The organism is Mesorhizobium sp. CA6, assembly GCF_020165035.1.
GTDB lineage: Bacteria > Pseudomonadota > Alphaproteobacteria > Rhizobiales > Rhizobiaceae > Mesorhizobium.
In genome coordinates, this window is the sequence record NZ_JAIUHI010000001.1 from 141,029 (window position 1) to 166,511 (window position 25,483).

Annotated in this window: 19 protein-coding genes; 10 read left to right on the plus strand and 9 right to left on the minus strand. The window is 61.9% G+C overall.

The genetic code is table 11. From position 1 onward, the window contains the following. Window positions 1-5: 5 nt before the first annotated feature. From LB526_RS00615 to LB526_RS00630, 4 genes are all read left to right on the plus strand, one after another. Window positions 6-1,019 (plus strand): ATP-dependent DNA ligase, encoded by a 1,014-nt coding sequence (locus LB526_RS00615; protein ID WP_224625662.1) that lies wholly within the window; start codon window positions 6-8, stop codon window positions 1,017-1,019. An 88-nt stretch (window positions 1,020-1,107) separates the two neighbouring features. Further along, window positions 1,108-1,389, plus strand: a complete 282-nt coding sequence (locus LB526_RS00620) for a hypothetical protein (RefSeq protein WP_095768638.1) — start codon at window positions 1,108-1,110, stop codon at window positions 1,387-1,389. 605 nt (window positions 1,390-1,994) lie between these two features. Further along, complete coding sequence (locus LB526_RS00625) at window positions 1,995-2,321, plus strand: hypothetical protein (protein WP_224625664.1); 327 nt, start codon at window positions 1,995-1,997, stop codon at window positions 2,319-2,321. Between the two features lie 28 nt (window positions 2,322-2,349). Further along, window positions 2,350-2,937 (plus strand): cysteine hydrolase family protein, encoded by a 588-nt coding sequence (locus LB526_RS00630; protein WP_224625665.1) that lies wholly within the window; start codon window positions 2,350-2,352, stop codon window positions 2,935-2,937. Window positions 2,938-3,077: 140 nt separating this feature from the next. On the opposite strand, the gene LB526_RS00635 is transcribed toward LB526_RS00630, so the two are convergent. From LB526_RS00635 to LB526_RS00680, 9 genes are all read right to left on the minus strand, one after another. Continuing rightward, a complete protein-coding gene (locus tag LB526_RS00635) occupies window positions 3,078-5,165 on the minus strand; it encodes a response regulator (protein WP_224625667.1) in 2,088 nt (695 codons plus the stop codon). 11 nt (window positions 5,166-5,176) lie between these two features. Then, window positions 5,177-10,891 carry a HAMP domain-containing protein gene (locus tag LB526_RS00640; RefSeq protein WP_318013248.1) on the minus strand — a complete coding sequence of 1,905 codons (5,715 nt, stop codon included), beginning with the start codon at window positions 10,889-10,891 and terminating at the stop codon, window positions 5,177-5,179. Between the two features lie 368 nt (window positions 10,892-11,259). After that, the gene (locus LB526_RS00650; RefSeq protein WP_224625669.1) at window positions 11,260-12,042 is read right to left on the minus strand and encodes an ABC transporter ATP-binding protein; all 783 of its coding nucleotides are present in this window, start codon (window positions 12,040-12,042) and stop codon (window positions 11,260-11,262) included. 10 nt (window positions 12,043-12,052) lie between these two features. After that, on the minus strand, window positions 12,053-12,916 hold the full coding sequence (locus tag LB526_RS00655; RefSeq protein WP_411962427.1) for an ABC transporter permease: 864 nt from the start codon (window positions 12,914-12,916) through the stop codon (window positions 12,053-12,055). A 28-nt stretch (window positions 12,917-12,944) separates the two neighbouring features. Further along, window positions 12,945-13,946 (minus strand): ABC transporter substrate-binding protein, encoded by a 1,002-nt coding sequence (locus LB526_RS00660; RefSeq protein WP_224625922.1) that lies wholly within the window; start codon window positions 13,944-13,946, stop codon window positions 12,945-12,947. A 314-nt stretch (window positions 13,947-14,260) separates the two neighbouring features. Beyond that, window positions 14,261-14,992 carry a histidine utilization repressor gene (hutC, locus tag LB526_RS00665; RefSeq protein ID WP_095768633.1) on the minus strand — a complete coding sequence of 244 codons (732 nt, stop codon included), beginning with the start codon at window positions 14,990-14,992 and terminating at the stop codon, window positions 14,261-14,263. Window positions 14,993-15,023: 31 nt separating this feature from the next. After that, entirely contained in the window at window positions 15,024-16,049 is a 1,026-nt protein-coding gene (locus LB526_RS00670) for a zinc-dependent alcohol dehydrogenase (protein ID WP_224625670.1), read from the minus strand. Between the two features lie 15 nt (window positions 16,050-16,064). Beyond that, window positions 16,065-17,387 carry a histidinol dehydrogenase gene (gene hisD, locus LB526_RS00675; protein ID WP_224625671.1) on the minus strand — a complete coding sequence of 441 codons (1,323 nt, stop codon included), beginning with the start codon at window positions 17,385-17,387 and terminating at the stop codon, window positions 16,065-16,067. Between the two features lie 198 nt (window positions 17,388-17,585). Continuing rightward, on the minus strand, window positions 17,586-18,359 hold the full coding sequence (locus LB526_RS00680) for an SDR family NAD(P)-dependent oxidoreductase (RefSeq protein WP_224625672.1): 774 nt from the start codon (window positions 18,357-18,359) through the stop codon (window positions 17,586-17,588). A 214-nt stretch (window positions 18,360-18,573) separates the two neighbouring features. Between LB526_RS00680 and LB526_RS00685 the strand changes: the two genes are divergently transcribed. The 6 genes from LB526_RS00685 (at window position 18,574) to LB526_RS00710 (ending at window position 25,482) form a co-directional block, all read left to right on the plus strand. Then, the gene (locus LB526_RS00685; protein ID WP_224625673.1) at window positions 18,574-20,622 is read left to right on the plus strand and encodes a N,N-dimethylformamidase beta subunit family domain-containing protein; all 2,049 of its coding nucleotides are present in this window, start codon (window positions 18,574-18,576) and stop codon (window positions 20,620-20,622) included. An 897-nt stretch (window positions 20,623-21,519) separates the two neighbouring features. Further along, window positions 21,520-21,789, plus strand: a complete 270-nt coding sequence (locus LB526_RS00690) for an acylphosphatase (protein ID WP_411966906.1) — start codon at window positions 21,520-21,522, stop codon at window positions 21,787-21,789. Window positions 21,790-21,952: 163 nt separating this feature from the next. Beyond that, window positions 21,953-22,603, plus strand: a complete 651-nt coding sequence (locus tag LB526_RS00695) for a Rieske 2Fe-2S domain-containing protein (protein WP_224625675.1) — start codon at window positions 21,953-21,955, stop codon at window positions 22,601-22,603. Beyond that, window positions 22,600-23,445 (plus strand): aromatic ring-hydroxylating oxygenase subunit alpha, encoded by an 846-nt coding sequence (locus tag LB526_RS00700; protein ID WP_224625676.1) that lies wholly within the window; start codon window positions 22,600-22,602, stop codon window positions 23,443-23,445. Before LB526_RS00695 ends, LB526_RS00700 begins: the two co-directional genes overlap by 4 nt. Then, window positions 23,442-24,101 (plus strand): glutathione S-transferase family protein, encoded by a 660-nt coding sequence (locus LB526_RS00705; protein WP_224625677.1) that lies wholly within the window; start codon window positions 23,442-23,444, stop codon window positions 24,099-24,101. Before LB526_RS00700 ends, LB526_RS00705 begins: the two co-directional genes overlap by 4 nt. Window position 24,102: 1 nt before the next feature. After that, window positions 24,103-25,482: an amidohydrolase gene (locus LB526_RS00710; RefSeq protein ID WP_224625678.1), complete on the plus strand. Its 1,380-nt coding sequence runs from the start codon at window positions 24,103-24,105 to the stop codon at window positions 25,480-25,482. The last annotated feature ends 1 nt before the right edge of the window (window position 25,483 follow it).

Below are 25,483 nucleotides of genomic sequence, written 5' to 3' on the forward strand. Positions count from 1 at the left end.
CGACGATGGCAGCGGCCGCGACCGACGCGTTTCCTCTCCCCCTCGATACATCCCCGATGGAGGCTCGGATCGACGAAAAACTGCCGCAGGACAAAGACGCCTGGCAGTTCGAACCGAAATGGGATGGGTTTCGCTGCCTCGCTTTCAAGAATCGCAAAACGGTCGATCTCAGGGCGAAGTCGGGCAAGCCGCTTGGGCGTTACTTTCCCGAACTCACAGCAATGATGCAAAACCTCGAAGCCAAGGATTTCGTGGTCGACGGCGAAATCGTCATCGAGATCGGCGGCGCCGCATCCTTCGACGCGCTGCAGATGCGGCTTCATCCAGCCGAGAGCCGCATCCGCAAGCTGAGCGCGGAGACGCCGGCGCGGCTGATCCTGTTCGATATGCTGGTCGCGCCGGGCGGCAAATCGCTGCTCGAAGTCGCGCTGACGCAAAGACGCACGGCAATTGAAGACTTCGTCGCGCAAGCAAACACGGACGCTCTTCAGCTCTCGCCCTGCACCACCAGTTTCGCGACCGCCAGGCGATGGCTGGAGGACGCCGGGCATGGCTCTACCGACGGCGTCGTCGCCAAGCGGCTGAGCGATCCCTATCAGCCGGGCGAGCGCGCGATGATCAAGGTCAAGCGGCTGCGCACTGCCGACTGCGTGGTCGGCGGCTTCCGTTATCTGAACGGCAAGTCGCAGGTCGGATCGCTATTGCTTGGCCTCTACAATGAACGAGGCTTGCTTGACCATGTCGGCTTCACCTCGACAATCGCCAACGAGGAACGAGCCACGCTCACGAAGAAGTTGGAGGCGCTGCGTGGCGGGCCCGGCTTCACCGGCAAGGCGCCGGGCGGGCCGAGCCGCTGGAGCACCGAGCGCAGCGGCGAATGGGAGCCGTTGCGGCCGGAACTGGTCGTGGAAGTCCGCTTCGACCACGTCACCGGCGAGCGGTTCCGGCATGGCACTCGATTCATTCGCTGGCGGCCCGAAAAAGCGCCGCGCCAATGCACGTTCGAGCAGATCTCGTAGCAGCGCCCCTCCGGAACAACCGACCCCATCAAACGGTTTATGGTTAGAACAGCCCGCGTCACGGACGCACCTATCTTGGAGACGAGAAATGGATCCGCGCGACAAACAGCGAGCCGCAAGGCGGGATGAAACCGAAGCTCCCGGCATCGAACAACAGGACTGGGACGCTCTTGATAATGGTCGGGTGCCGCCTGGCAGCGTCGCCGTAAACGGCGATCCGGAGGACGATGCCGAAGCACAAGGCGTCCTCCCCGAAGAGGATGACGACAACCCCTATCAGGAGAGCGACGAAGCCTTGCCCGACGACGAGGAAGAACGTGTGCTGTCGCGGGATCCTTCCAAGGAAGGCAGTCGTTTTGACGAAGCATAGCGAAAGCTAGCAGCGATGGGATTTTCCCGCCTTTTATTGCCTGCAATGTTCCGTGGGCTGCGAGAAAGCATCGCCGCAGAGCAAGGCGGTCGCGGCGCCACATCAGAAGACCGGCCATTGATCAAGGTTACGTGGGATCCCTACCCATGGGCCGACAAAAATCGGGGGCGCAAATCGGCAGTGGACCCTTCACTGTTTGTAACTGGGGGGAACAACGGAGTGCGGGACAAGTTTTTGATCAAGCAAGCCGCCTCATGTTTGACCTGCAACCATGGCCGAGAAACGCGACAACAAATCCACAGCCGCTCTTCTTAGGCGGCAATTCTCGAATGAAACCATGCGTCGATATCTACGCAGCTTGCCCTTGTTTCACGTAAACCGCTGGCTTCCTGACAAACTGCGCGAATCACTCAAGCGTCTCGACCGCAAGCGTAAGTGAAACCACCGCAATCCAACAAAAGGCGCGGGCCACGCTCTTGCCGTTTCAGACGAACGCGCCATCAGCTCTCCTTCACATTACGATCACAGTCCTTCGAGAGGGGCAGAGACTATGCATCCTTGCTTAAGCGTCCGCGTTTGTAATTCACAAATCCGGAGTACAAGCCATGAAAGTCGACACTCTCCCTGCGCCTACAATCAACCCAGACCAGGTCGATATCCTCGTCAACAAACCGGGACACTTCGTCGAGGAGTGGATCGAGGGGCATGCGGTTAGACCGGCCGCCGAAGCATCCCCGGAAGCCGCGGCAGAAAGACTGGCGAGAGCTTGCATCGCAGACGCGGAGCGGGAAGGCATCCTCGCGGAAGAAATCAGCGATGAGGTCGGCGATTTGAAAGAGTACCTCGCCGACGCGCTCCTCGCCGAGGCCGGCCGCGAAACGGGCGTCGACACCGCTCCGACGGCGCAGGCATTGGGTGACACAAAGGCTTAGCTTCCACGGCAGGGAAGTTTGGATCGCGATGACGCCAATCTCAACACGAGCCGTCCACATTTGCGTTGACATGCAGATGATGTTCTTGCCGCCTGGGCCATGGGCGGTTGAGTGGCTGCCCGCCATCCTGCCGAGGGTGCTTTCGCTTGTCGATGGCAGACCGGAGCGAACGATTTTCACCAGGTTCATAACGGCGAGAAGACCTGGCGAAGGCCAGGGCCATTGGCGTCAATACTATGAGCGCTGGTCGCAGATGACTATCGAATGTGCCGGCCCGGGCAGCCTCGAACTGCTGCCCGAACTGCGTGATTTCGTGCCGCCGGCTCGCGTTTTCGATAAGCCCGTTTACTCTCCCTGGCTGACCGGCGAGCTCCACCGGAGCCTTCAGGCGGAAGGTGTGACCGAGCTTATCGTCAGCGGAGGCGAGGCCGACATGTGCGTGTTGGCGACGCTGCTCGGAGCGATCGACTTCGGTTACAGAACGATCCTGGTCGAGGATGCGATCTGCAGCACATCGGACGAAGCCTACGAAAATATACTCAAGCTGTTCACGACGCGATATTCGCATCATGTCGAAGTCGCCGCTGCGGAGGAGGTTCTGGATTTCTGGCGCTGACCCATCGCTCATCTCGCCCGGCACATGCCGGCCAAGGTGCCGCCCGCCAACGGATGGAGCAGCCGTCCTTCGAATGCTCAGTCGTCAGTGGGTGCGGTCCTCTGGCGCGAAAGACCGGTTGGCCACTGCCAAGTCTGGATCTAACCGGAACCGGCTGTCGGCCGGCCGCCGACTGGCTTCAAGGCGCTGACCCGCAAGATGCTCTCGATGAGATCTTTTTCCCGGAACGGCTTGTTGACCAATGGCACGTCCGATGGGCGGTTTGAAATTGCGTCAGCGTCGGCATAGCCGGTTATCATAACCGCTGGCCAATCGGAGCGCAGGTTGCGCGCGAAGCGAATTACCTCGACTCCGGACACGAGCGGCATTGCGAAATCGGTGACAATGACGTCGAACTCATGCGGTGTCCGTTCAATAATTGCCAGCGCCTCGGCACCCCCTGCTGCGCATGTCACTGTAAATCCGTGTTGCCGAAGCGATTCCGCGGTTAGCTGCCGCAATCCGCTGCTGTCGTCGATCAATAGAAGCGAAGGGAAAGCCTTCCCTGCAGTCTCGACCAGGACTCTCTCTCCATCCAGATCTGCCACATTGTCGGAAGGCTGCTCCGCTGAACGCGGCAGCCACAGCTCCATGGATGTTCCGCGCCCGACGAGGCTGTCTATGCGAAGCGCGCCGCCCGATTGCTTCATGAAACCGTATACCGTGCTGAGACCCAGCCCGGTGCCTTTCCCGACGGGCTTCGTCGTGAAAAACGGTTCGACGACCTTGGTCAGAATCTCCTTCGGGATGCCGGCACCGGTGTCCTTGACGGTGAGGACTACATACTCTCCGGCCGCCAGATCTTCGGAAGGTATTTTGATGACCCGATTTTGCGCCTGCACGGCAATTGTCCCGCCGGAGGGCATCGCGTCGCGCGCGTTGAACACCAGATTCATCAACGCCAACTCCAATTGGCCGACGTCGACATGCGCAGGCCAAACGGAGTTGTCGACCTTCCACTCAAAGCGGATCAGGCCGCCGAGCACGGGAGCCACCAAGCCGTTCATCGTATCTTCCAGCGCGGCCAGCCGCACTGCCGTCGGCTTCAGATTCTGACGCCGCGAAAAGGCAAGCATGCGGTTGACAAGTTCGGCGCCTTGCTTCGCGGAGCGGCGAGTGAGTTCAACGATCTTCTTTGCTTGCTCGTCAAGCGTAAGCTGCCTCTCGAGCAATCCTAGTCCGCTCAGAACCGCGGCAAGCAGATTGTTGAAATCGTGTGCCAATCCTCCGGTGAGTTTCCCGACCGCCTCGAGGCGCTGTGATTGAAGAAGTTGATTTTCGAGTTCTCGTCGCTCGGTCACGTCAAGCAGAGTGCCGAGGATTTCAGGTCGGCGTCCGTCGACACCTTTCGACAGGATTCCTTGGTCGAGAAAGATACGATATTTGCCATCGGCACACTGCCAGCGGAACTCGCATGTGTAGGAGCCTGTCACCTTTGCCGCCAATAAAGCTTCCCGCACCCTGGGTAGATCTTCCGGATGCACCCGGCTCAGCCCAAACCGCGACTCGGACGTCAGTCGCTCAGGTGGGAATCCCGTCAGACGTTCGACACCTTTTGAAACAAAACGTGCTGCAAAAGGCGGCTCGGCGACCCTGGCGTGAAAACAGACGGGCAAGGATCCAAGAATGGCCTCCTGCCGTTCTTCGGCGCTGCGCAGCGATCGTTCGGCCTCGAGCTTTTGTTTTTCGGCCTGCAGGGCCTTCGCCAGCAGTGCCTGTTCGGCGACCGCATTGCGCTGGATCTCGAGCGTCTTTTCGTGAAGCTCGACGAATACAGCCACTTTCGATCGCAGCATGGCGGGGTCGAAGGGCTTGAACATATAGTCCACTGCGCCGGCGTCGTAGCCACGCAGCATATGAGCATCTTCCTTATTGATGGCCGTGAGGAAGATGAGAGGGGTTCGTCTGGACTGTTCGCGCTGGCGGATCAACGCGGCTGTTTCGTAGCCGTCGAGGCCCGGCATCAGAACATCCAGCAAGATAACGGCGAAATCCTCCTTTAGGAGGCAGCGCAGAGCCTCCTCGCCGGATTGCACAGCGACGACTTCCGCGAGTGGAGTGAGAACTTCTTCGATCGCCAACAGGTTTCGTTCGTCATCATCGACTGCCAGGATGCGTGCCTTTGACTGATTGTCCGCCAACTGCACAATCTCCAGTTTCTTCGAACGTACCCGCGACAGCCTTTGCATCGGGCATCCCGTCAGCTGACTGACCTAAGCAGATTTTGGGATGTCTCGACCCGATCGCGAGAGCGACCGATCCAGACCCGCAGCAGTGCCAACAGCAGGTCGAGATCGACAGGCTTGGCAATATAGTCGGAAGCCCCGGCTTCCAGGCATTTCTGCCGGTCGCCTTTCATCGCCTTTGCTGTCACCGATATCAATGGAATATGCGCGATGGAGGGTGTGTTGCGGATACTCCTCATCGTCTCGTAGCCGTCCATCTCCGGCATCATGATGTCGATCAAGGCTGCGTCGACGTCGGCATTCTCCTCCAGCAACGCTATCCCATCGCGACCGCGCTCAGCGTGAAGGACTTCGATATCGTAGGTCTCAAGGACGCTCGTCAGCGAATAGATGTTTCGAATATCGTCGTCGACGATCAGGACTTTCGCGCCCGCAAGATTCGACCTGTTGTCAGCTCGTTCGACACCTGCCCCGCTTTCCTCGCGCAGTCCTCCCGGAAGCGTCGCAGATATATGGAGAGCCAATTGAGCAAAATTCTCAGCTCGCGGGACTGAGGACAAAGCGGGATTCAACGCCAGCACCTGTTCAACTGCCTCTGAATGAGGGGCAAAAAACAGCAGCGGGGGAAGGCCGTCTGAAAACTGGTTGGTGAGCTCGTCAAGGGCCCGCGCATTATCCCTGGCAGACTTTCCAAGCCCAAGGACAACCGCATCGAATGAGGCGAGGTCGATGTCCTCCGCGGTTGCCGCGCGACTGATTGCGGTGACCGAGGTGACGCCGTCCCGGATCGTCTCGACCAGGGAAAGTCGGCGCTCGGGATCGGAGTCAGCCACGAGCACCCGGCGCTGGACGCGCAGGTTCCTCGAATGAATTTCCTGGAACACCTTCACCAGCTCCTCGGATGACACCGGTTTGGTCGAGATGCTCGATGCCCCTTTGCGAGCCAGGCTATCGATGTCTTCCGCTCCGGAAATCACATGAATGGGAATACCGGCGGTCTTCGGATCATGGCGCAGCAGGTCGAAGAGCACCCATCCATCGATGTCCGCAAGGCCGAGGTCCAGCGTGATCGCGTCCGGCACCAGTTTGCGGGCCAGCGCCAAGGTTCCGGAGCCTGCGGTCGACAGGACGCCTTTCAACCCGGCAGACCGTGCCAGGCCCAGCAGCAGACCGCCAAAGGTCGGGTCGTCCTCGACGATCAAAACGACCCTGTCTTGCGCCGATATAGCGTCGCGATCGTCCATCAATTCCGCCGACGGCAAACCGCTGGGCGCTGCTGTCGTCGCGATTGCCTCGGTGGCCGGAAGCAGTTCCGGCTGGCTGGCGGCGGCAATCCTGGGACCGTCGATCGGAATGACGAGCGTGAACGTCGATCCTTTGCCGGGAATGCTTTCGACTCTTAGCTCGCCGCCGAGCAAACGGGCGATCTCACGGCTGATCGAGAGCCCAAGACCGGTTCCTCCATATTTGCGGCTGGTCGTGCCGTCGGCCTGCTGGAACGCCTCGAAGATCAGTTTCTGTTTGTCTTCCGGGATGCCTATACCGGTGTCGGTCACCGCTATGGCAAGCGCTTTCCTGGGCAACTTGGCGCCGTTGCGGCGTCCCGTCTTTTCCATTCTGAAACTCAGGCTGACCTTGCCTTCGGAGGTGAACTTGAAGGCGTTCGACAGCAGGTTGAGCACGATCTGCTGCAACCGCTTCTCGTCCGTACGCACGGTTTCCGGAAGAGCGGGATCGACATTGATGGTAAAGCCCAGACCCTTGTCGGCTGCAAGCTGGCGGAACGTGCGCTCCATATGCTGTCGCAAATGGGCGACTGGCATATCGTTGATGTCGATCGAGACCGTGCCGGACTCGATCTTCGACAAATCGAGAATGTCGTTGATCAGGCTGAGAAGGTCCGTGCCGGCCGAATTGATGGTGCGAGCAAACTCGACCTGCTTTTCGTTGAGGTTGCCCTGCTGGTTCGTGGCAAGCAGATTTGAAAGAATGAGAAGCGAATTGAGCGGGGTTCTGAGCTCATGGCTCATGTTGGCGAGGAACTCGGATTTGTACTTGGAGGTAAGCGCCAGCTGCTCGGCTTTCTCCTCAAGCGCCCGGCGCGCCATCTCGATTTCGAGATTTTTGTTTTCGACCTGCTTTTTCTCATTCTCCAGAAGTTGAGCCTTCTCCTGGAGTTCCTCGTTCGTGGCGTGCAGTTCCTCCTGCTTTTTCGTCAGTTCGGTCTGGCGCGCCTGCAGCTCGGATGTCAGCAATTGCGATTGCTTGAGCAGGCCCTCGGTGCGCATCGTCGCCGCGATCGTGTTGAGGACGATGCCGACCGATTCCATCAGCTGATTGAGAAACGATTGGTGCGTGTCGCGGAACTCGCTGAAGGATGCGAGCTCGATGACGGCCTTGACCTCATCTTCGAACAAGGCAGGCAGAATGATGACGTTCGCCGGCGAGGCGCTGCCAAGCCCCGATGTGACGCGCAAAAAGTCCGGCGGAACATTGTCGAGCATAATGGCTCGCTTGTCGGCAGCACTTTGTCCGACGAGACCCTCACGCAGATCGAGGCGTTGCTTGATTGCCGCCTTGCTTTCGGCACCATAGGACGCCGCCAGTTCCAGATAGGACTCCTCCTCGTCCCGATTGGTCACGTAAAAGACGCCGTATTGCGCGTTCACAAGCGGAGCGAGCTCGGACATGATGAGACGCGACACGGTGGCCAGATCGCGCTCTCCCTGCAGCATGCGGGAGAAACGCGCGAGATTTGTCTTCAGCCAATCTTGCTCGGCGTTTTTCAACGTCTGATCCTTGAGATTGCGGATCATCTCGTTGATGTTGTCCTTGAGCGCGGCGACCTCTCCGGAAGCCTCGACGCTGATCGAGCGCGTCAGATCGCCCTTCGTCACCGCCGTCGAGACCTCGGCGATTGCGCGGACCTGGGTGGTCAGATTGGCCGCCAACTGATTGACGTTGTCCGTAAGATCGCGCCACAGACCGGCGGCGCCAGGCACGCGTGCCTGGCCTCCAAGCTTGCCTTCGATGCCGACTTCGCGCGCGACATTGGTCACCTGGTCGGCAAAGGTGGCGAGCGTTTCGATCATCCCGTTGATGGTGTCGGCCAGGGAGGCGATTTCGCCCTTCGCGTCCACAGTCAGCTTGCGTTTGAGATTGCCTTGCGCAACCGCAGTCACCACGTCGGCGATGCCGCGCACCTGGTTGGTCAGATTGGTGGCCATCAGGTTGACGTTGTCGGTCAGATCCTTCCAGGTGCCGGCCACGCCGCGCACTTCGGCCTGACCGCCAAGCTTTCCTTCCGTGCCGACTTCACGTGCGACGCGTGTCACCTCGCCGGCGAAGGAGTTCAGCTGGTCGACCATGGTGTTGATGGTCGACTTGAGCTCGAGGATTTCGCCCTTCACGTCGACGGTGATCTTCTTCGAAAGATCGCCTCGCGCGACCGCCGTCGTCACTTCGGCGATGTTGCGAACCTGGCCGGTCAGATTCTCGGCCATGGAATTCACGTTGTCGGTCAAATCCTTCCATGTACCGGCCACGCCTCGCACCTGGGCTTGGCCGCCGAGCTTTCCTTCGGTGCCGACTTCGCGCGCCACGCGAGTCACCTCGCCGGCGAAGGAGTTCAGCTGATCGACCATGGTGTTGATGGTCGACTTGAGCTCAAGGATCTCGCCCTTGACGTCCACGGTGATCTTCTTGGAAAGGTCGCCGAGCGCCACGGCCGTGGTCACTTCCGCGATGTTGCGCACCTGGCCCGTCAGGTTGGCCGCCATCGCATTCACATTGTCGGTCAGGTCCTTCCAGGTGCCGCCCACGCCTCTGACCTGCGCTTGGCCGCCGAGCTTGCCGTCCGAACCGACCTCGCGCGCCACGCGCGTCACCTCCGAGGCAAAGGAATTCAGCTGATCAACCATCGTGTTGATCACATCCTTGATCTGCAGGATCTCTCCCAAGGCATCGACGGTGATCTTCTGCGTCAGATCGCCGGTCGCGATCGCGGTTGCGACCTTGGACACGTCGCGCAACTGCACGGTCAGATTGCCGGCCATGGCGTTGACGTTGTCGGTCAGGTCTTTCCAAGTGCCGCCGACGCCTTCCACATGGGCCTGGCCGCCGAGCTTGCCTTCCGAACCGACCTCGCGCGCCACGCGCGTGACTTCGGAGGCGAAGGAGTTCAGCTGGTCGACCATCGTGTTGACGGTATCCTTGAGCTCGAGGATCTCGCCTTTGACGTCCACGGTGATCTTCTTGGAAAGGTCGCCGCGGGCGACGGCTGTCGTAACCTCGGCGATGTTTCGAACCTGGCCAGTCAGGTTGGCCGCCATCAGATTGACGTTGTCGGTCAGGTCTTTCCAGGTGCCCCCGACGCCCCTCACCTCTGCCTGCCCGCCGAGCTTGCCTTCCGTGCCCACTTCGCGCGCAACGCGCGTGACTTCGGAGGCGAAGGAGTTCAGCTGATCGACCATCGTATTGATGGTATCCTTGAGCTCGAGTATCTCCCCCTGCACTGCCACCGTGATCTTTTTCGACAGGTCACCCGAAGCAACCGCCGTCGTGACCTCGGCAATGTTGCGCACTTGGCCGGTGAGGTTCTCGGCCATGGAATTGACGTTGTCGGTCAGGTCTTTCCAGGTGCCGGCGACGCCGCGAACCTGGGCCTGGCCGCCGAGCTTGCCCTCGGTGCCGACCTCGCGCGCGACGCGCGTGACCTCGGATGCGAACGAGTTCAACTGATCGACCATCGTGTTGATGGTGTTCTTGAGTTCCAGGATCTCGCCCTTCACGTCGACGGTGATCTTCTTCGAGAGATCGCCCAGCGCGACCGCCGTCGTCACCTCGGCAATGTTGCGAACCTGGCCGGTCAGATTCTCGGCCATCGAGTTCACATTGTCGGTGAGGTCCTTCCACGTGCCGCCGACGCCTTCGACCCGCGCCTGGCCCCCGAGCTTGCCTTCCGTGCCGACCTCGCGCGCGACGCGCGTCACTTCCGATGCGAACGAGTTCAACTGATCGACCATCGTGTTGATGGTGTTCTTGAGCTCGAGGATCTCGCCCTTCACATCGACAGTGATCTTCTTAGACAAATCGCCTGACGCCACCGCAGTGGTCACCTCGGCGATGTTGCGCACCTGGCCGGTAAGGTTGGTGGCCATGGCGTTGACGTTGTCGGTCAGGTCCTTCCACGTGCCGGCCACGCCCTTCACCCGCGCTTGTCCGCCGAGCTTTCCCTCCGTTCCAACCTCACGCGCGACACGTGTCACTTCGGAGGCAAAGGAAGCCAGTTGCCCCACCATCGTGTTGACGATCTTGCCTATGCGCAGGAACTCCCCGCGCAGCGGGCGGCCGTCGATTTCGACCATCATTGTCTGGGAAAGGTCGCCCTTGGCCACTGCCCCGATGACGCGGGCCACTTCGGCGGTCGGTTGAACCATGTCTTCGATCAGGTCGTTGACCGACCTGACGCTTGATTCCCAGCTGCCGGTGGCATTGCGGACATGACCCCGCTCGCCAATTCTGCCGTCCTTACCGACCACTCTGCTCAGCCGCTCAAACTCTTTCGTCACCTGATCGTTGAGTTCGACGATCTGGTTGAAGGCATCGGCAATATCGGAATCGATTCCTTCGTAGATGTTGTCGATCCGGACGGAAAAGTCGCCTCGCCTGAAAGCCTTTAAGGAATTGAGAATCTGACGACGATCTAATTGCGCCCTTGATGCCTGCACGTTCACAGTGCCCCTCCCCAGTCCACCTGTTTGTGAAGAAACTGATGATCAGATGAAGTCCCGCCCTCGCGGCGAGGTATACAATTCACCGCAAGCTCCACAACGTGGTGGGCGCCAATTTGTTCCGACACGCAGATCGAATCTTATCCGCACGCCGGCAAACGCTTAAAAAAGCGCGAGGGCTCGCCCGTTATTTGGCTTGCTTTGCCTTGGATTGCTTGGCGTAGTCAGCCCAATCGGAAGCTGCGACACCGCCGCCCGCGGGCTCTTGTCAACTTTGGCGAACCGCTTCGTAAGCTATTGACGGAGAAGGATTATGTTAGTCGCAGAGGGCGATTCCGCAGGCGGCCCGGCAAGGCCGGCTCGCCTCATGCCATCTCGGGGCGTCTTGAAGCTTCGCGGATCGCCTTGTGGACATTGCGCTGCAGGTCCATGAACTCCGCGCTTTCCATGACCTCTTCCCGGCGCGGGCGCTCTATGTCGACGTTGAAGGTTCGCATGATGCGTCCCGGGCCGATCCCCATGACGACGATGCGGTCGGACAGATAGACGGCCTCCTCCACGTCATGGGTGACGAAGAGCACGGTCAGCCGGTGCTCCTCCCAGATCTGCGTCAGCAGCTCCTGCATCTGGTGCCTGGTCAAGGCGTCGAGCGCGCCGAAGGGCTCGTCCATGAGCAGCATCTTGGGCCGGTAGGACAGCGCCCGCGCGATGGCGACGCGCTGCTTCATGCCGCCCGACAGTTCGGACGGGTAGAGGTCGGCGCAGTGCGGAAGCTTGACGAGGTCGAGATGCTCGCGCGCGATCCTGCGGCAGGTCGAGCGATCATAGCCGGCGGCCTTGAGGGCAAATTCTATGTTCTGCTGCGCCGTCAGCCAAGGCAGCAGCGTGTAGGACTGGAAGACGACGCCGCGGTCGAGGCCGGGCTTGAGGATCGGCGAGCCGTCGATGTCGAGCTCGCCCGCGTCGAAATCCTGCAGCCCGGCAACGATCGACAGCAGCGTGCTCTTGCCGCAACCCGACGTGCCCACCAGCGAGACGAACTCGTTATCGGCAAGGTCGAGATTGATGTCGCGCAGCACCTGCGTGCGCCGCTCCCCGGTGCCAAAGCTCTTGTGGAGGCCTTCGATGCGCAGTTTGGGCACACTCATCGGGCGGACCTCATTGCGCGTGCCCTTCCTGCCGGAACAGCACCTTTCCCAGCGCCTTCATCACCTGGTCGGTGATGAGACCGAGCACGCCCAAGAGCAGGATGTAGCCGATGATGGTGTTTGTCTGGAAATAACGCTGCGACACGGTGATGCGGTAGCCGAGGCCGGATGTCGCCGCGACGAGCTCAGCCAGCACGAGCCAGGTCCACGCCCAGCCCAGGCTGATGCGCAGCGTGTCCCAGATGCCCGGCAGGGCGCTGGGCACCACAATGCGCGTCAGGATCTTGCGGTCCGGCAGGCCGAGCGTCCTGCCGAGGCCGACGAAATCCGTCGGCACCCGCTTCACATTGTCCATGATCATCAGGACCTGCTGGAAGAAGGTGCCGATGAAGATGATCAGGAACTTCTGGGCGTCGCCGGTGCCCGACCAGAGGATGGAAAGCGGCACGAAGGCGACCACCGGCATATAGCGGATGAAATCCACCAGCGGCTCGACGGCGGCTTCCCAGACCCTGAAGCTGCCGATCAGCACGCCGATCGGAATCGCCAGTGCCGAGGCGATCAGGAAGCCGACGGAGATGCGGTATATCGAGGCCTTGAGGTCCAGCCACAGCGTGCCGTCGCTCCAGAGCTTGCCGAGCTGCCCCGCCACGCTTTCCGGCGAAGGCAGGAAGATGGGCTTCACCAGCTCCAGGCCTGTTGCCGCCCACCAGGCAAGGCCGAGGCCGGCAAAAACGGCCACGGCGATCATCAGGAAACGCGACCGCGTGATGGGCGCGCCGATTCCGGAGGATCGGCGGCGCGGCACCGGTCGCGCAGCCGGTCCTTGCGCGGGGCCGGATTGGCTCGTTTTGGCGGCACGCTGCTCGGACATCCGCGCTACCACCGCGACGCAGCCTTGGTCATTCCGCGGCCTTGACGAATGACGGGTCGATCATCTGCTCCGGCGTCACGTCGGCCTGGAGCAGCCCGGCATTCTTGGCGGCGGCTTCGACGTCGGCGAATGTCTTGGTGGAGAACTCGCCGGTCAGAGCGCTCTTGTTCTCGGCGAGAGAATAATAGCGCACGCCGTCGAAGGCCGTGTTGAGGTCCTCTACACTGGAACCGACGGCCTTGGAAATGATGGCGCGGCCACCGGCGGTATCGCCGTTGTAGTCCTTCAGGGCCGCATCCCAGGTCTTGATCATGGCAAGCACCTGGCCGGGTCGCGACTTGATCACCTCGTCGCGCACCACAAGCACGTCGCTGATCAGGCCGGGATCCTCGCCGGCGGTGAAGAGCAGCTTGACGTCCTTGTTCTGCGCCCTGGCCGCGGTGAGATAAGGTTCGTAGGTGACCGCGACCGGGACCTGTCCGGCAATCAGCGCGCTGCCGGCGTCGGCCGCCGGCATCGGCACCGGCTGCACATCGGCGATGGACATGCCGTTCTTGGCAAGGGCGTATTTGAGCAGGATGTCGCTGGTCGTGCCCTCCTCGAAGGCGACCTGCTTGCCCTTGAGGTCGGCGACGGAGGAAATATCCTTGCCGGCGATCATGGCGTCGGCCGTCATGCTGACGTCGAGCAGCAGCACGATCTTCACCGGCAGGCCCGCCGCAACCATACCCATCGCGGTATGGGTCGCGATGTTGGCGGCATCGAGCTGGCCGCTCGCGAGCGCGGCATTGATGTCCTTGTCTTCCGCGAAGTTAACGATTTGGACGTCCGACAACCCACTTGCCTTGAACAGGCCCTTGGCCTCGGCGACGTGCCACTGGCCATAGCCGAGCCATGGCTCGATGCCGATCTTGAAGGTGCCCGCTTCAGGCGTCGCGGGAATGGCCGTGTCGGCGGCAAAGGCCGCCGGGGCGAACCCGATGACGGCAGCCGCGACGAGTGCACGAAATTGTCCTGCTAGGTTACGCATCATCTCTGTTCCCCTTTATGATCGCGCCGCTCTTTGAACTGCATATCCGGCCTGGATGAGAATGCAGGCTTATGCTCTTGCGGCACTCTGCCTCGGCGTCTTACCTGCCGCTTCAACAGAAGCGCAAGGATACTCGACGTCGGCGGCGGTGAATGTCAAGACTAAAATACATACATGCATATACAAGTTGGACAGGTTGGGTTCGCAACTTTCGGAACATCAGACCGCATTCGTTTGCCGCATAGCGTTAGGGCCGATCGCATCCAGGAATCCGTCACGCGATTTGCGCCGGAACAGGGCTCGCCTTGCCGCGATCAGCCGCTTTTGGAAGGAGAGTACCGGCTGCCGAGCGAATAGCGGCTGCCGACATAGGTCAGCTTGCTGATGGTGGCGACGATCGCTCCCGTCCACGTCCGGCGGTGCAGAAGCAGGCAGCAGCTGCCGGCATCGATGCCCAGATGCCGCGCCGTCTCGGCATCGGCTGGGATTGCCGAGATGATGTGCTCGACCTCGGTCACCGGTGTTTTCTGCATCAGATAGTCGTAGGTCGCGGTCTTGGAAAAATCCTGCTTGTCGTAGTCGGGTATCAGGCTCGGATTGACGAAGCGCTCTTCCAGTTGCACAGGCAGATCGTTCTCGAAATTGACGACGACTGAATGGTAGACCGACGAACGCCTGGCGAACTCGAAGGACAGCGCAAGCTCCTTTTCCGGCATGATTTTTTCGAGGACGAGAACCTCGGAACGATGCTTGTTGCCGCGTGCCAGGATCTCGGCCGCGATATTGTTGATCTCGATCAGGGCCGACTGCGGCCGCGGCGGTGCAATGAATGTTCCCACGCCCTGCAGCCGGATCAGAAATCCCGCCGAGGTCAGTTCCCGCAAGGCACGGTGGATCGTCATCCTGGAGACGCCAAGCGCTGCCACGAATTCATTTTCGGACGGCAGCTTGCGGTCCTTGCTCCACCGGCCGGTTCCGATGTTCGTCAGGATGTAGTCCTTGACCTTCTCGTAGAGGGGGCTGGCCGTATCGGGCAGAGTGTTCATTTCAGATGTCCTTTCCGGCAAGCATCGGAAATCAGGAATGCTCAAGGGGTTGCCGCATTCGGATGATTGTTTTCAAGCCGTCGCCCTGGCCTGCCAACAGCCGCCGATAGGCCGCGGGGACGTCATCCAGGCCGATCTCGCGGTCGATCAGGCTGATCAGCGGCTCGCTCAGCTCACCCAGCATCCGGATGGCATCGGGAAGCTCGTCGGCGAAGGCGTGGCAGCCCAGCAACGCGATCTCCCGCTCGACCAGCATGTTGGGGTCGATGTCGAGCCGGCCGTGGAAGATGCCGACCATCGCAATGGTGCCGCCCGGGCCGAGAACACCCAGCAACTGACTGAGCGCGGCGATGCTGCCTGTCGCCTCGACGGCCGCCAGCAAGGGGGCATCCCCGGTCGCTGAGGCAATGGCGTCCGCGTCCAGGTCGACGATCGTGGCGCCGGTCACGCGCGCGACGCGAGCGCAGCGGCCTTGGTTGCGGTCGGCGATCAATACGGTGCCCGCGAACGTCCGCGATAGCAGCAAGGCGGCAAGCCCGCCGATGGTCCCGCAGCCGAGGACAAGCACCGAGCCTGCTGTTTTCGGCAGGCGCCGCACCGCGTGCAGCGCAACGGCGAGCGGCTCGGCCATCGCCGCTACCCGTGCATCAAGCGCGGCATCGACGCTATGCAACAGGCGCGCGGGGAGCATGGCCTGTTCGGCAAATCCGCCGTCGCATATTTCGCCGACGAAGCCGAGCGACGTGCAAAGATGCCGGCCGCCGGCACGGCATTGCGCGCACTCTCCGCACCAGAAGCGGGAATCGGCGACCACCCGGTCGCCAATGGCGATGGTGTCGACGCCCTCACCGACGGCGATCACTGTGCCCGTCAATTCATGGCCGGCCGTCGAAGGCGAGCGGCTTATCCATTGACCGGTGCAGAAATTGTGCAGGTCGGAACCGCAGATGCCCGCGGCGTCCACCTTGAGCTTCACCCAGCCCGCATCGGGGACGCCCGGGGCGGCGATATCCTCAACGCGCAAGTCGCCGGGTCCGTAAAGTCGCGCGGCCTTCATCGTCTTCGCTTCCGCTCAGACCGAGAGATAGCGGCTGCGGATTTCCGACACCGCGTTTTCATGCGAGCTGAAGCCTTCATAGCGGGCGAGCCTGCGCGCATGCTGGGCGAGTTCCGGATAGGCCGCCGACGTCACATAACCCACTGACGAGCGCTTGACGAAATCCGTGACCGACAGCGGCCCATAGGTGCGCGCCCACCGGCTGGTCGGCAACACGGCATTGGGCCCGAGGACAAAGTTGGCGAGCGTCACCGGCGTATGCGGACCCATGAGGATCTCGGCCGCTTCGGTGATGTGCCCGAGATGCACGAACGGTTCCTTCGACAGGATCTCGAGATGCTCCGGAGCGTAGTCGTTGATGAAGCGATAGCTGTCTTCCAGGGATGCGGTCAGCACGATGCCGCCGCGCGTTCCGGTCAGCACCGCGCGCGAGAATTCGACGCGCTGTTCGCTCATGCGGGACCAATGCTGCGGCAGCGCGGCAAGCGCGGCCTCGGCGACCTTGCGGCTGTGCGTCACCAGATAGGCCGAGGAATCCGGCCCGTGCTCGGCTTCGATCAAAAGGTCCAGCGCGGCGAGGCCGCCATCGACGCTGTCATCGGCAAAGATGATGGCTTCGGACGGGCCGGCCGGAAGGCCAGTGTTGATGACCGAGGACAGCAGGCTCTTTGCCGCAACCACCCAGGGACTGCCCGGCCCGACGATCTTGACGGCGGGCTTCACCGTCTCGGTGCCATAGGCGACAGCAGCGACCGCCTGGGCGCCACCGCATTTGTACACGGTCTCGACGCCGGCGAGGCGTGCGGCAACCAGGGTCGCGGCATCGACGGATCCATCGGAAGTCGGCGGCGTCACGATCGCTATCTGGGGCACGCCGGCAATCACAGCCGGGACCGAGGTCATCATCGTCACCGACGGGAAGGCGCCTTTGCCGCGCGGAACGTAAAGCGCCACGGAGGCGATCGGGGTGTATCTGTCACCCGCATAGGCGCCCGGCCGGACTTCCTTCAGCCACATCGTTTCCGGACGCTGCTCCTCGTGGAAATGCCTGATGTTCTCGATACCGAACCGGATGCTCTCCACGACATCCTTTTCGACCTTGTCGAATGCCGCGTCGAACTCCGCTTCCGAGACCTCGAGCCCGCCATCGGCCACATCGGCCTTGTCGAGCTCGAGCGCGAACCGAAGCAGGGCGGCGTCACCTTCGGTCCTGACCGCCTCGATGATCGGACGGGCCTTTTCGACGAAGACCGAAAGATCGGCTTCGGCGCGCCTCAGCAAGCCGGCCCGCCGGTCGGCGTCGAGGGTCGACAGGTCGTGGAAGCTGATATCGGACATGGCTGCTCCTTCTCCTGGAACGCAGTGGCGGTTGGCGATGGCCGGTCACACGACTGGAAGACCTTTAAGACCGGCAATACGGGGCAAGGACCGCAGATAGAACAATGGCCAGCCTATAAAGTATATACATGTACGTATAACAGCTGCCAGCATTTTCTGCGTCCAGCAAACTCGAGCTCCAGCTGATGAGAGGCCATCTCAGATCGACGCGAGAAAGCCGCCATCGACGGGGATGGACTGACCGGTGATGTAGGCCGAGGCATCGGAGGCGAGGAATACCGCAATCCCGTGCAGGTCCGACAGGTCGCCGAAGCGATGTTGCGGGATTTTGGCGAGCATCGATTGCCGCCATGCCTCATTGCCGTAGAACACTTCCGTCATTGCCGTCCTGAAATAGCCGGGGGCGATGGCGTTGACCCTGATCCCCAGATCCGCCCACTCGGCCGCCAGAGCGCGCGTCATGCCGAGCAGGCCCGACTTCGACGAGCCATAGGGCACAGCCGTCGGAATCCCGACTTCGGAGGTGAGCGAGCAAAGATTGATGATGACGCCGGGCCGACCGGCGTCCTTCATGTGCTGCGCGGCGGCCTGGGCGCAGAAGAATGCGCCTTTGAGATTCGTGTCGACGATCCTGTCCCAAAGCGCTTCGTCGACATCGAGCGAGGGGCGGACTTCCTCCATCCCGGCATTGTTGACGAGAATATCGAGACTGCCGAGCAGGCTGGCGGCCTCGGCCGTCGCCGCCCTGCAGCGGCCGACATCGGTGACGTCCAGGGCGATGGCATGCGCCACCCGGCCGGCGGCGCGGATGGTCGCCGTCGTCTCCCCAAGCGAGGCAAGGCTGCGTGCCGTGACGGCGACATCGGCGCCGGCCGCGCTCAGCGCCTCGGCAATGGAACGCCCGATGCCGCGGCTTGCGCCGGTGACAAGTGCTTTCCGGCCCGACAGGTCGAAGAGCGGAGCGTTGCGCATGCGATCCTCCTTGGCACGGCCGGCTTGGCGATCTCGCCCTGAGCCTAATGGATCGAACTTACCTATACAAGCATATACAAATCAACTGGGTTGCGGTAGTGGTTGAGGGGCATGCGCGACAACCGGTCGATCTGGAACCAAGACCGCGAAGTCGCTCCGTCATTCATGGATTTGAGAGGCACGATCGATGCGCCGCTTGGTTGACCATGGAGCGATGAGCGCTGCCGGTTATGCCACGCCCTGGAGCGTAAGGCCCGGCCAGCGGGTGGAACTTGGCCTCTCCTGCAGCCGGCCAGTGGAGAGCGTGCGGATATGCCGGCTGGACACGCAAGCCGCGGATTTTGTGGATTGGCCAATCGAGGCGACATCCGAGCCGGACGCCCATCGCAGCTTCGATCAAGGATCATACCTTCGCCTGCGTGCCGAGGAGCTTGCAAAAGCGCCTGCCGTCAAGGGCATCCGCTTTGAGCTGTTTCTCACCCGCAATACGGGGCCGCGCACGATCCTGGAAGCGGGGTCCTTTCTGCTGAGCCTTCGCGATGGGGAGATCGCCTTGGAGATGCGGAATGATCGTCTGTTGTCTGCGCCGGTTCCGCAAGGGGTTTGGCTGACCGTCGAGCTCGGCCTGCATGAGGGCGAGCCGTTCTTCAAGCTGAAATCTCACGACCTCCTCGCCCCTTACGAATTCAAGCGGCGCCTGCGCGACGCCGAATGGCATCCACAAGGGCGCGACGTCCTCTTCGGCGCGAGCAGCTCTCGAAGCGAGCTCACTCTCAATGCGAGATTTGCAGCTATTCGGCTGGAGACTTCTCAGGGGCCAATCGCCTGGGATTTTCCGACTCTGCTGCCGACGGGATCGATCCTGTCGTCAGGCGGACCGGTTCCGCTGGCGCTCGATGTGATCAATCAGCCTACATTCTGCGTGACATCGGCGCGCTGGGACGGATCAAGCTTCGACCCCCGGCTCGTGCCTTCGCACTACGATGCCGTCCATTGCCATGACGATGACATGGGACCGCTCGATTGGCCCGCTTCCCATCGCGCCGCGGTGCCCGAGAATGCAAAGCCGGGCGTGTACGCTTTCCAGGTGGAATGGGACGGCGGCTACGAGCGCATCGTGTTCTTCGTCACCTCCGCGGGTGCCTCCTCGCCGCTGCTTTATCTGCTGCCGACCGCGACCTATCTCGCTTACGCGGACGAGTATCTCCCAGACCAACTCTATGAATGGAAGTGCGACGATCGCGGACACCGCTTTGCCATCGCAAACAGCCTCAAGTCGCTCTACGACTATCACTCCGATCTCAGCGGCGTGTCGATCTGCTCCTATCGCAAACCCAAGGTGACGTTGCGGGACGACTACAACTACCCGCTATGCGGCTGCCCTCACAACTTGCCGGTCGATCTGCATTTCCTCAGATTCTGCAACGAGAACGGCATAGCGCTCGATATCGTCACCGATCACGATCTGCATCGGCAGGGGATCGAGGCTCTCCGCGGGCATCGAGCCGTCGTGACCGGAAGCCATCCTGAATACATGTCGACCGAGATGGAAGGGGCGCTGCGGCAATTCGCGGCCGAGGGAGGCAGCATCGCCTATCTCGGCGGAAACGGCTTTGCCGGAACGGTCGCCTTCAAGGACGACCTGATGGAATTGCGCCGCTCGCCCCTGGAACCTGGCCGCACTTGGGATGGTCCGGTCAGCGAACAATATCTGTCGATAACCAACGAGCCTGGCGGCCACCTTCGCTCCCGGGGCCGCGGCGAGTTTTCACTGGTCGGCGGCGCGATTTCGTTGATGGGTTTCGACGGCGCGCGCCCGTTCACGCGAACGCCCGAAAGCCACGCGCCGGAATGCGCATGGTTGTTTGAAGGCATCGAGGACGAAACCTTCGGTTCGGAAGGCATCGTATTGGGTGCCGCCGCGGGTTACGAGGTGGATGCGACGAACCCGGCCCTGGGCACGTCGGCCGACACCGTCGTGATCGCCCGCGCGACGGACTTTCCGGCCGGCTTCTTCCAGGATCCCTCGCGCTGGTACGCGGGCGGGGATGAAGAACGCGTCGGCCGTCGCTGCGCCGAAATGACCTTACGAAATCTTGCTGCGGGCGGCCTGATCTTTTCAGCAAGTTCGGTCGCCTGGTGCGGCGCGCTGCCTGCCGGCAAAGCAATGAACGACGTGGGGAGGATCACCCTCAACCTGCTCAACCGTCTCTCGGCATTGCAAAGCAGGAGGCCAACTCCGACGCCTGGCGATCAAGCCTGATGAGGAGCACTGAATTGCTGAAGAGATTGGGACTGGCGGTCTTCGTGGTCGCGGCAACCATGAACCCCGCCTGCGCGGATACCATGGCGCGCCCGAAAATTGTGGAAGGCCATGCGGGCTTGAGCATTCATTGCTGTCCTGTGAACGCAGCCACGCGAACGTGATCGCAGCTACGCTCGATCTGATCGGGTCGGAAAGGCTCAAACGATCGCGAGGCCGGTAGCATCAGACACAGCCAGTTCGTTAACGCGGCGGAACTGGCAATTGGCCAGATCGCCACCGAGTTGCGCCCGTCACGGGCGCCCGACCATATCCTGCCGGCGCGAGAAAGCGCTCTCGGCAGCGGCGTGCTGGAGATCGCGGGAGTCATTCTGGTCGGCCCTGAGCGTGAATTTGCTCTTTACCGACCCCAGAGATTTCGCCCTGTCCCTCTGCCATTCCTCTGTCGCATGGCTACGACGCGGCGGCAGGCCTCCATGCCGCGGCGCCGCTCGAAAAAGGTTTGAGCCGCCATATTCCGTTTAGCTTCCGGTCTTGATCTGGGTCCAGAGGCGGTTGAGCACGCGCTGCTCCTTGGACCCCTAGGGAGAAATCGTGAAAAGCTTCTTGAGTGTTTCGCGACCGTCGGCGCCCTCCATCCGCCAGGATAGGTCGCGCTGGGAAGCCAGCGGCCTATACGATCCCTCAATCCCGTAGCGCGTCGTCGAAGGCATATCAACCAGGTCGTGAGCGCGACTAGTTGGACCGAAACCTGTCTGTCGATCTTGAGGATCAACTCGCACATAGCAGTCTTCGACTTCAGGTCTGGCGTGACGACGCTCTCAAAGCAGATGCTTCAGCGATTGAGCACGATGTAAATAGATAGATAGAATATCAGCTTCATTGCCGAGGTTTTCTATGAACGAGCAAAATCGATGTTCCTGGCGGGAGCGCATGACGATCTTCGGCGATGTCGAGGTGGCATCCTTTCTTCCGTGGATCGAGCGTCATGCCGCGAAGCTCGGGCTCGCGCATGCAATATGCGTTGCCGGTCCCGACCGCATTGAACTCGACATTGCCGGTCCGGTCGAACTCATCGACATGATGGAGATGGGGTGCTCTCTTGGACCAATCGATGTCTGGGTCGAGACCATCCGCCGGGCACCGATCGAGAGCGAATCGGGCTAAGTTTCTGGGCCTGCGGCCCTCTGCCTGCGGAGGTGTGATGCACCTTTTTTAGGCATTATTGCCAGTGAGGAAATGTTGTGCAAACGTAACCCGGCGTATTAGCATATCCTTGACCGCGAAGCTTCGCTCGGGAAGATGCTGGTGCCGTTTTGAAAGTTGATGCATGCCGTCTTATCCCACCGGCTCATGGATGCCTGTTGCCCTCTCCGCGGACTTGCCGGCGGGAACCGTTATGCCGGCGCAATCCCCGGCCGGACCGGTTGCCCTTTGGCGAACCCGCTCCGGCCGTGCGGCGACCTTCGCCGACAGATGCCCCCATCGCGGCATGCGCCTTTCCCACGGCTTCGTACGCGGTGAGACCCTGGCCTGCATCTATCACGGCTGGAGCTACGCCAAGGCGGGAAACTGCCAGCGCATTCCGGCCCATCCGGCATTGACGCCGCCGGACACGATTCGTGTCGCAACGCAGCACGTCGAGGATGGAGGCGGCATCATATGGATTTCCGTTGGCGAACCCGCCGCCGGGCCGCCGCGGTTCGAGGGCCTTGCGCCGCTCCGCTCCATGGTGGTGGAAGCGGGAATCGTGGCGCTGGAGGCAGCCGCGGGCACGACGGCCGCTGGAGACCTGCTCGACTACACCTATGATGACCGGACCGTCCGGCTGCTGCTTGCTCCCGATGGGCAGGCGCGCACGTTGATGCATGTTTTGGTGGACGAGGACAGCAATCCGGACAAGCGTATCGCCGCGTCGAGGGCCGCCGAGGCGCTGCGGCGGGCGGCCGAGGATATTGCACGCGCCGGGATCGCCCGATGACCCGCAACGCGATGATCGATGGATGGTACCCTGTCGGCCTTGCTAGCCAGCTCGATGCGCATGGGTGCAGGACGGCCCTGATGGGCGAGCCGATCGCGGTGAGGCGCGGCGAAGATGGAAACGCGAAGGTCACGGGCGGCAACGGACGTGACCTGCCCGCCTGCATCCGCTATGGCCATGTTTGGTCATCGCTCGGCAATCCACAAAAGCCGCTGTTTGCGATCCCCGAGGCCGATCAGCCGGGCCGCCGGCTCGTCGATGTCGGGGTGGTGCGCGTGCGCTGCTCGCCATTGCGTGCGGTGGAGAACTTCCTGGACATCGCGCATTTTCCTTTCGTGCATACCGACATACTGGGGGCCGAGCCGCATACGGAGGTGCAGAACTATAAGGTCGAGATCCGAGAGGACGAAGACGAGGTTTGGGCCACTCAGGTGAAGTTCTACCAGCCGCAGGCCGCCAAGTCGGCGGAAGGTGGCATCACCACGGAATACATGTACCGCGTGCCCGCGCCGACCTGCTCGGTGCTCTACAAGACCTGCCCGCCTCGCCCGGCGGAATGGGACGTTATCACACTTTTCGTGCAGCCACTTGCCGAAGACCTATGCGACGTCTGGCCATGGATGGCGCTGTTCGATGACGAAACACCGATGGCCGACCTGATCCATTTCCAGCAGACGATCTTCGTTCAGGACCGATCGATCCTCGAAAACCAAATTCCGACGCTGCTCCCGCTCGATCCCGGCATGGAGATTCCCACGCGCGCCGACCTTACCTCGGTTGCCTACCGGCGCTGGCTGAAACGCCACGGCTACACCTACGGCGCGCAACTGGTGGCGCAATGAAGCTCTACGACTACGTGCTGTCGCCGAGCTGCTACAAGGTGCGCCTCATGGCTGCGCTGATCGGGGTGACGCTCGACATCCGTCCTGTCGACTTCCATCCCGGTCGCGAGCATCGCGGTCCTGAGCTCATGGCGCTCAATCCGGCCGGTTCGATCCCGATCCTGGAGGATGGCGACCTCGTGCTGACCGAATCCTCGGCCATGCTGGTCTATCTCGCCGCGAAGGCGGCACCCCAATGGCTGGGCAATGATACGGTCGGGCGGGCGGCGCGCGTCCAGCAATGGCTCTCCTTTTCGCACCGGCTGACCGCGAGCCTTGGGGCGGCGCGCTTGCACGAGATGCTGCTGCGTCCGGGCAATATCGCCGCCCTTCGGGAGCAGGCAATAGCGGCCCTGCGGGAGCTGGAAGCCGGCCTCGTCGAACAGCATATCCGCGGCCAGCGCTTCCTCGCATCGGATCGACCGACGATCGCCGACATTGCCTGCTTTCCCTATGTTGCGCTGGCGCCGGACGGCGGCGTTTCGCTCGACCCCTATCCGGCAATCCGGCTCTGGTCACGGGCGGTCCGCAGTCTCGAGGGTTTCATCGAGATGCCGGGCATCCACCGGCTGCACGAACTGACACCCGCGCCCGTCCTCGAAGTCGGCGAGGCCTGACGTGGCGGGCTATTTGCTGAAGGGCTGCGCTGCGGTCATCGTGGACGAGGGCAACGGTCCGGACATCCGACGCAATGTCGATGTCTTGACCGACGGCCCGGCAATACGGGCCATCGGCGCAGGCCTGGACAAGGCAGAGCTGCCCGTTGGAACAATCACGCAGGACGCCGCTGGCTGGTTCGTCTATCCCGGCCTCGTCAACACCCACCACCACTTCTTTCAATGCTTCGTGCGCAACCGCGCCGATCTGGACTGGACGAAGCTGTCGGTCATCGAATGGCTCGACCGCATCTATCCCATTTTCTCGCGGCTGACTGAGGAATGCTTCTACCATGCATCGGTCACGGCGATGGCCGAGCTGATAAAGCACGGCTGCACGACGGCATTCGACCATCAGTATTGCTTTCCGCGGCCGGCGGGCAAGCGGCTGATCGACCGGCAGTTCCAAGCAGCCGAACTGCTCGGCATGCGCTTCCATGCCGGACGTGGCGGCAACACGCTGCCCAAATCGGAAGGCTCGACCATTCCCGACGCCATGCTGGAAACGACCGACGAATTCATCGCCGACTGCGCCCGGCTGATCGACGCCTACCATGATCCCGGTCCCTTCGGCATGCGGCAGGTCGTCATCGCACCTTGCCAGCCAGTCAACTGCTATCGCGACACCTTCGTGGAATCGGTGGCGCTGGCGCGCGACCGCGGGGTGCGCATGCATACCCATGTCGGCGAGGGCGAAAGCCCGGTAATCGAGGCCCGTCACGGCATGCGCACGGTGGACTATTGCGCGGAGATCGGCTTCTGCGGGCCGGATACCTTCTATGCCCATTGCTGGGAACTGACCCACGACGAGCTGCGCAAGATGGCCGCGAGCGGCACTGGCGTCGCCCACTGCCCGGAACCGGTCTATCTCGTCGGCGCCGAAATCACCGACATTCCGGCGATGTCGGCCTTCGGACTCAGTGTGGGTCTGGGCTGCGACGGGGCCGCCTCAAACGACAATTCCAACCTGATGCACTGCATCCATTCCGCCTACATGCTGCAGTGCCTGTCGGCGTCGACGCGCGACCATCCGGTGCCGCCGCCGGCCGATTTTCTCGGTTATGCGACGACCGGAGGCGCGGCATTGCTCGGACGCGGCGACATCGGCAGGCTGGCGCCCCGCATGGCCGCCGACCTTTTCGCCATCGACACGCGGCGCATGGACTATGTCGGCACACGGCACGATCCGCTGAGCCTGCTGGCCAAGGTGGGCATCGGCGCGCCGACGGACATGACCATGATCAACGGCCGCATCGTCTGGGCCAAAGGCGAATTCCCGGGGCTCGACGAGGCCAGGCTGTTCGCGCAAGCCGAGGCGGCGCTTGCGACGGTGGAATTTTAGA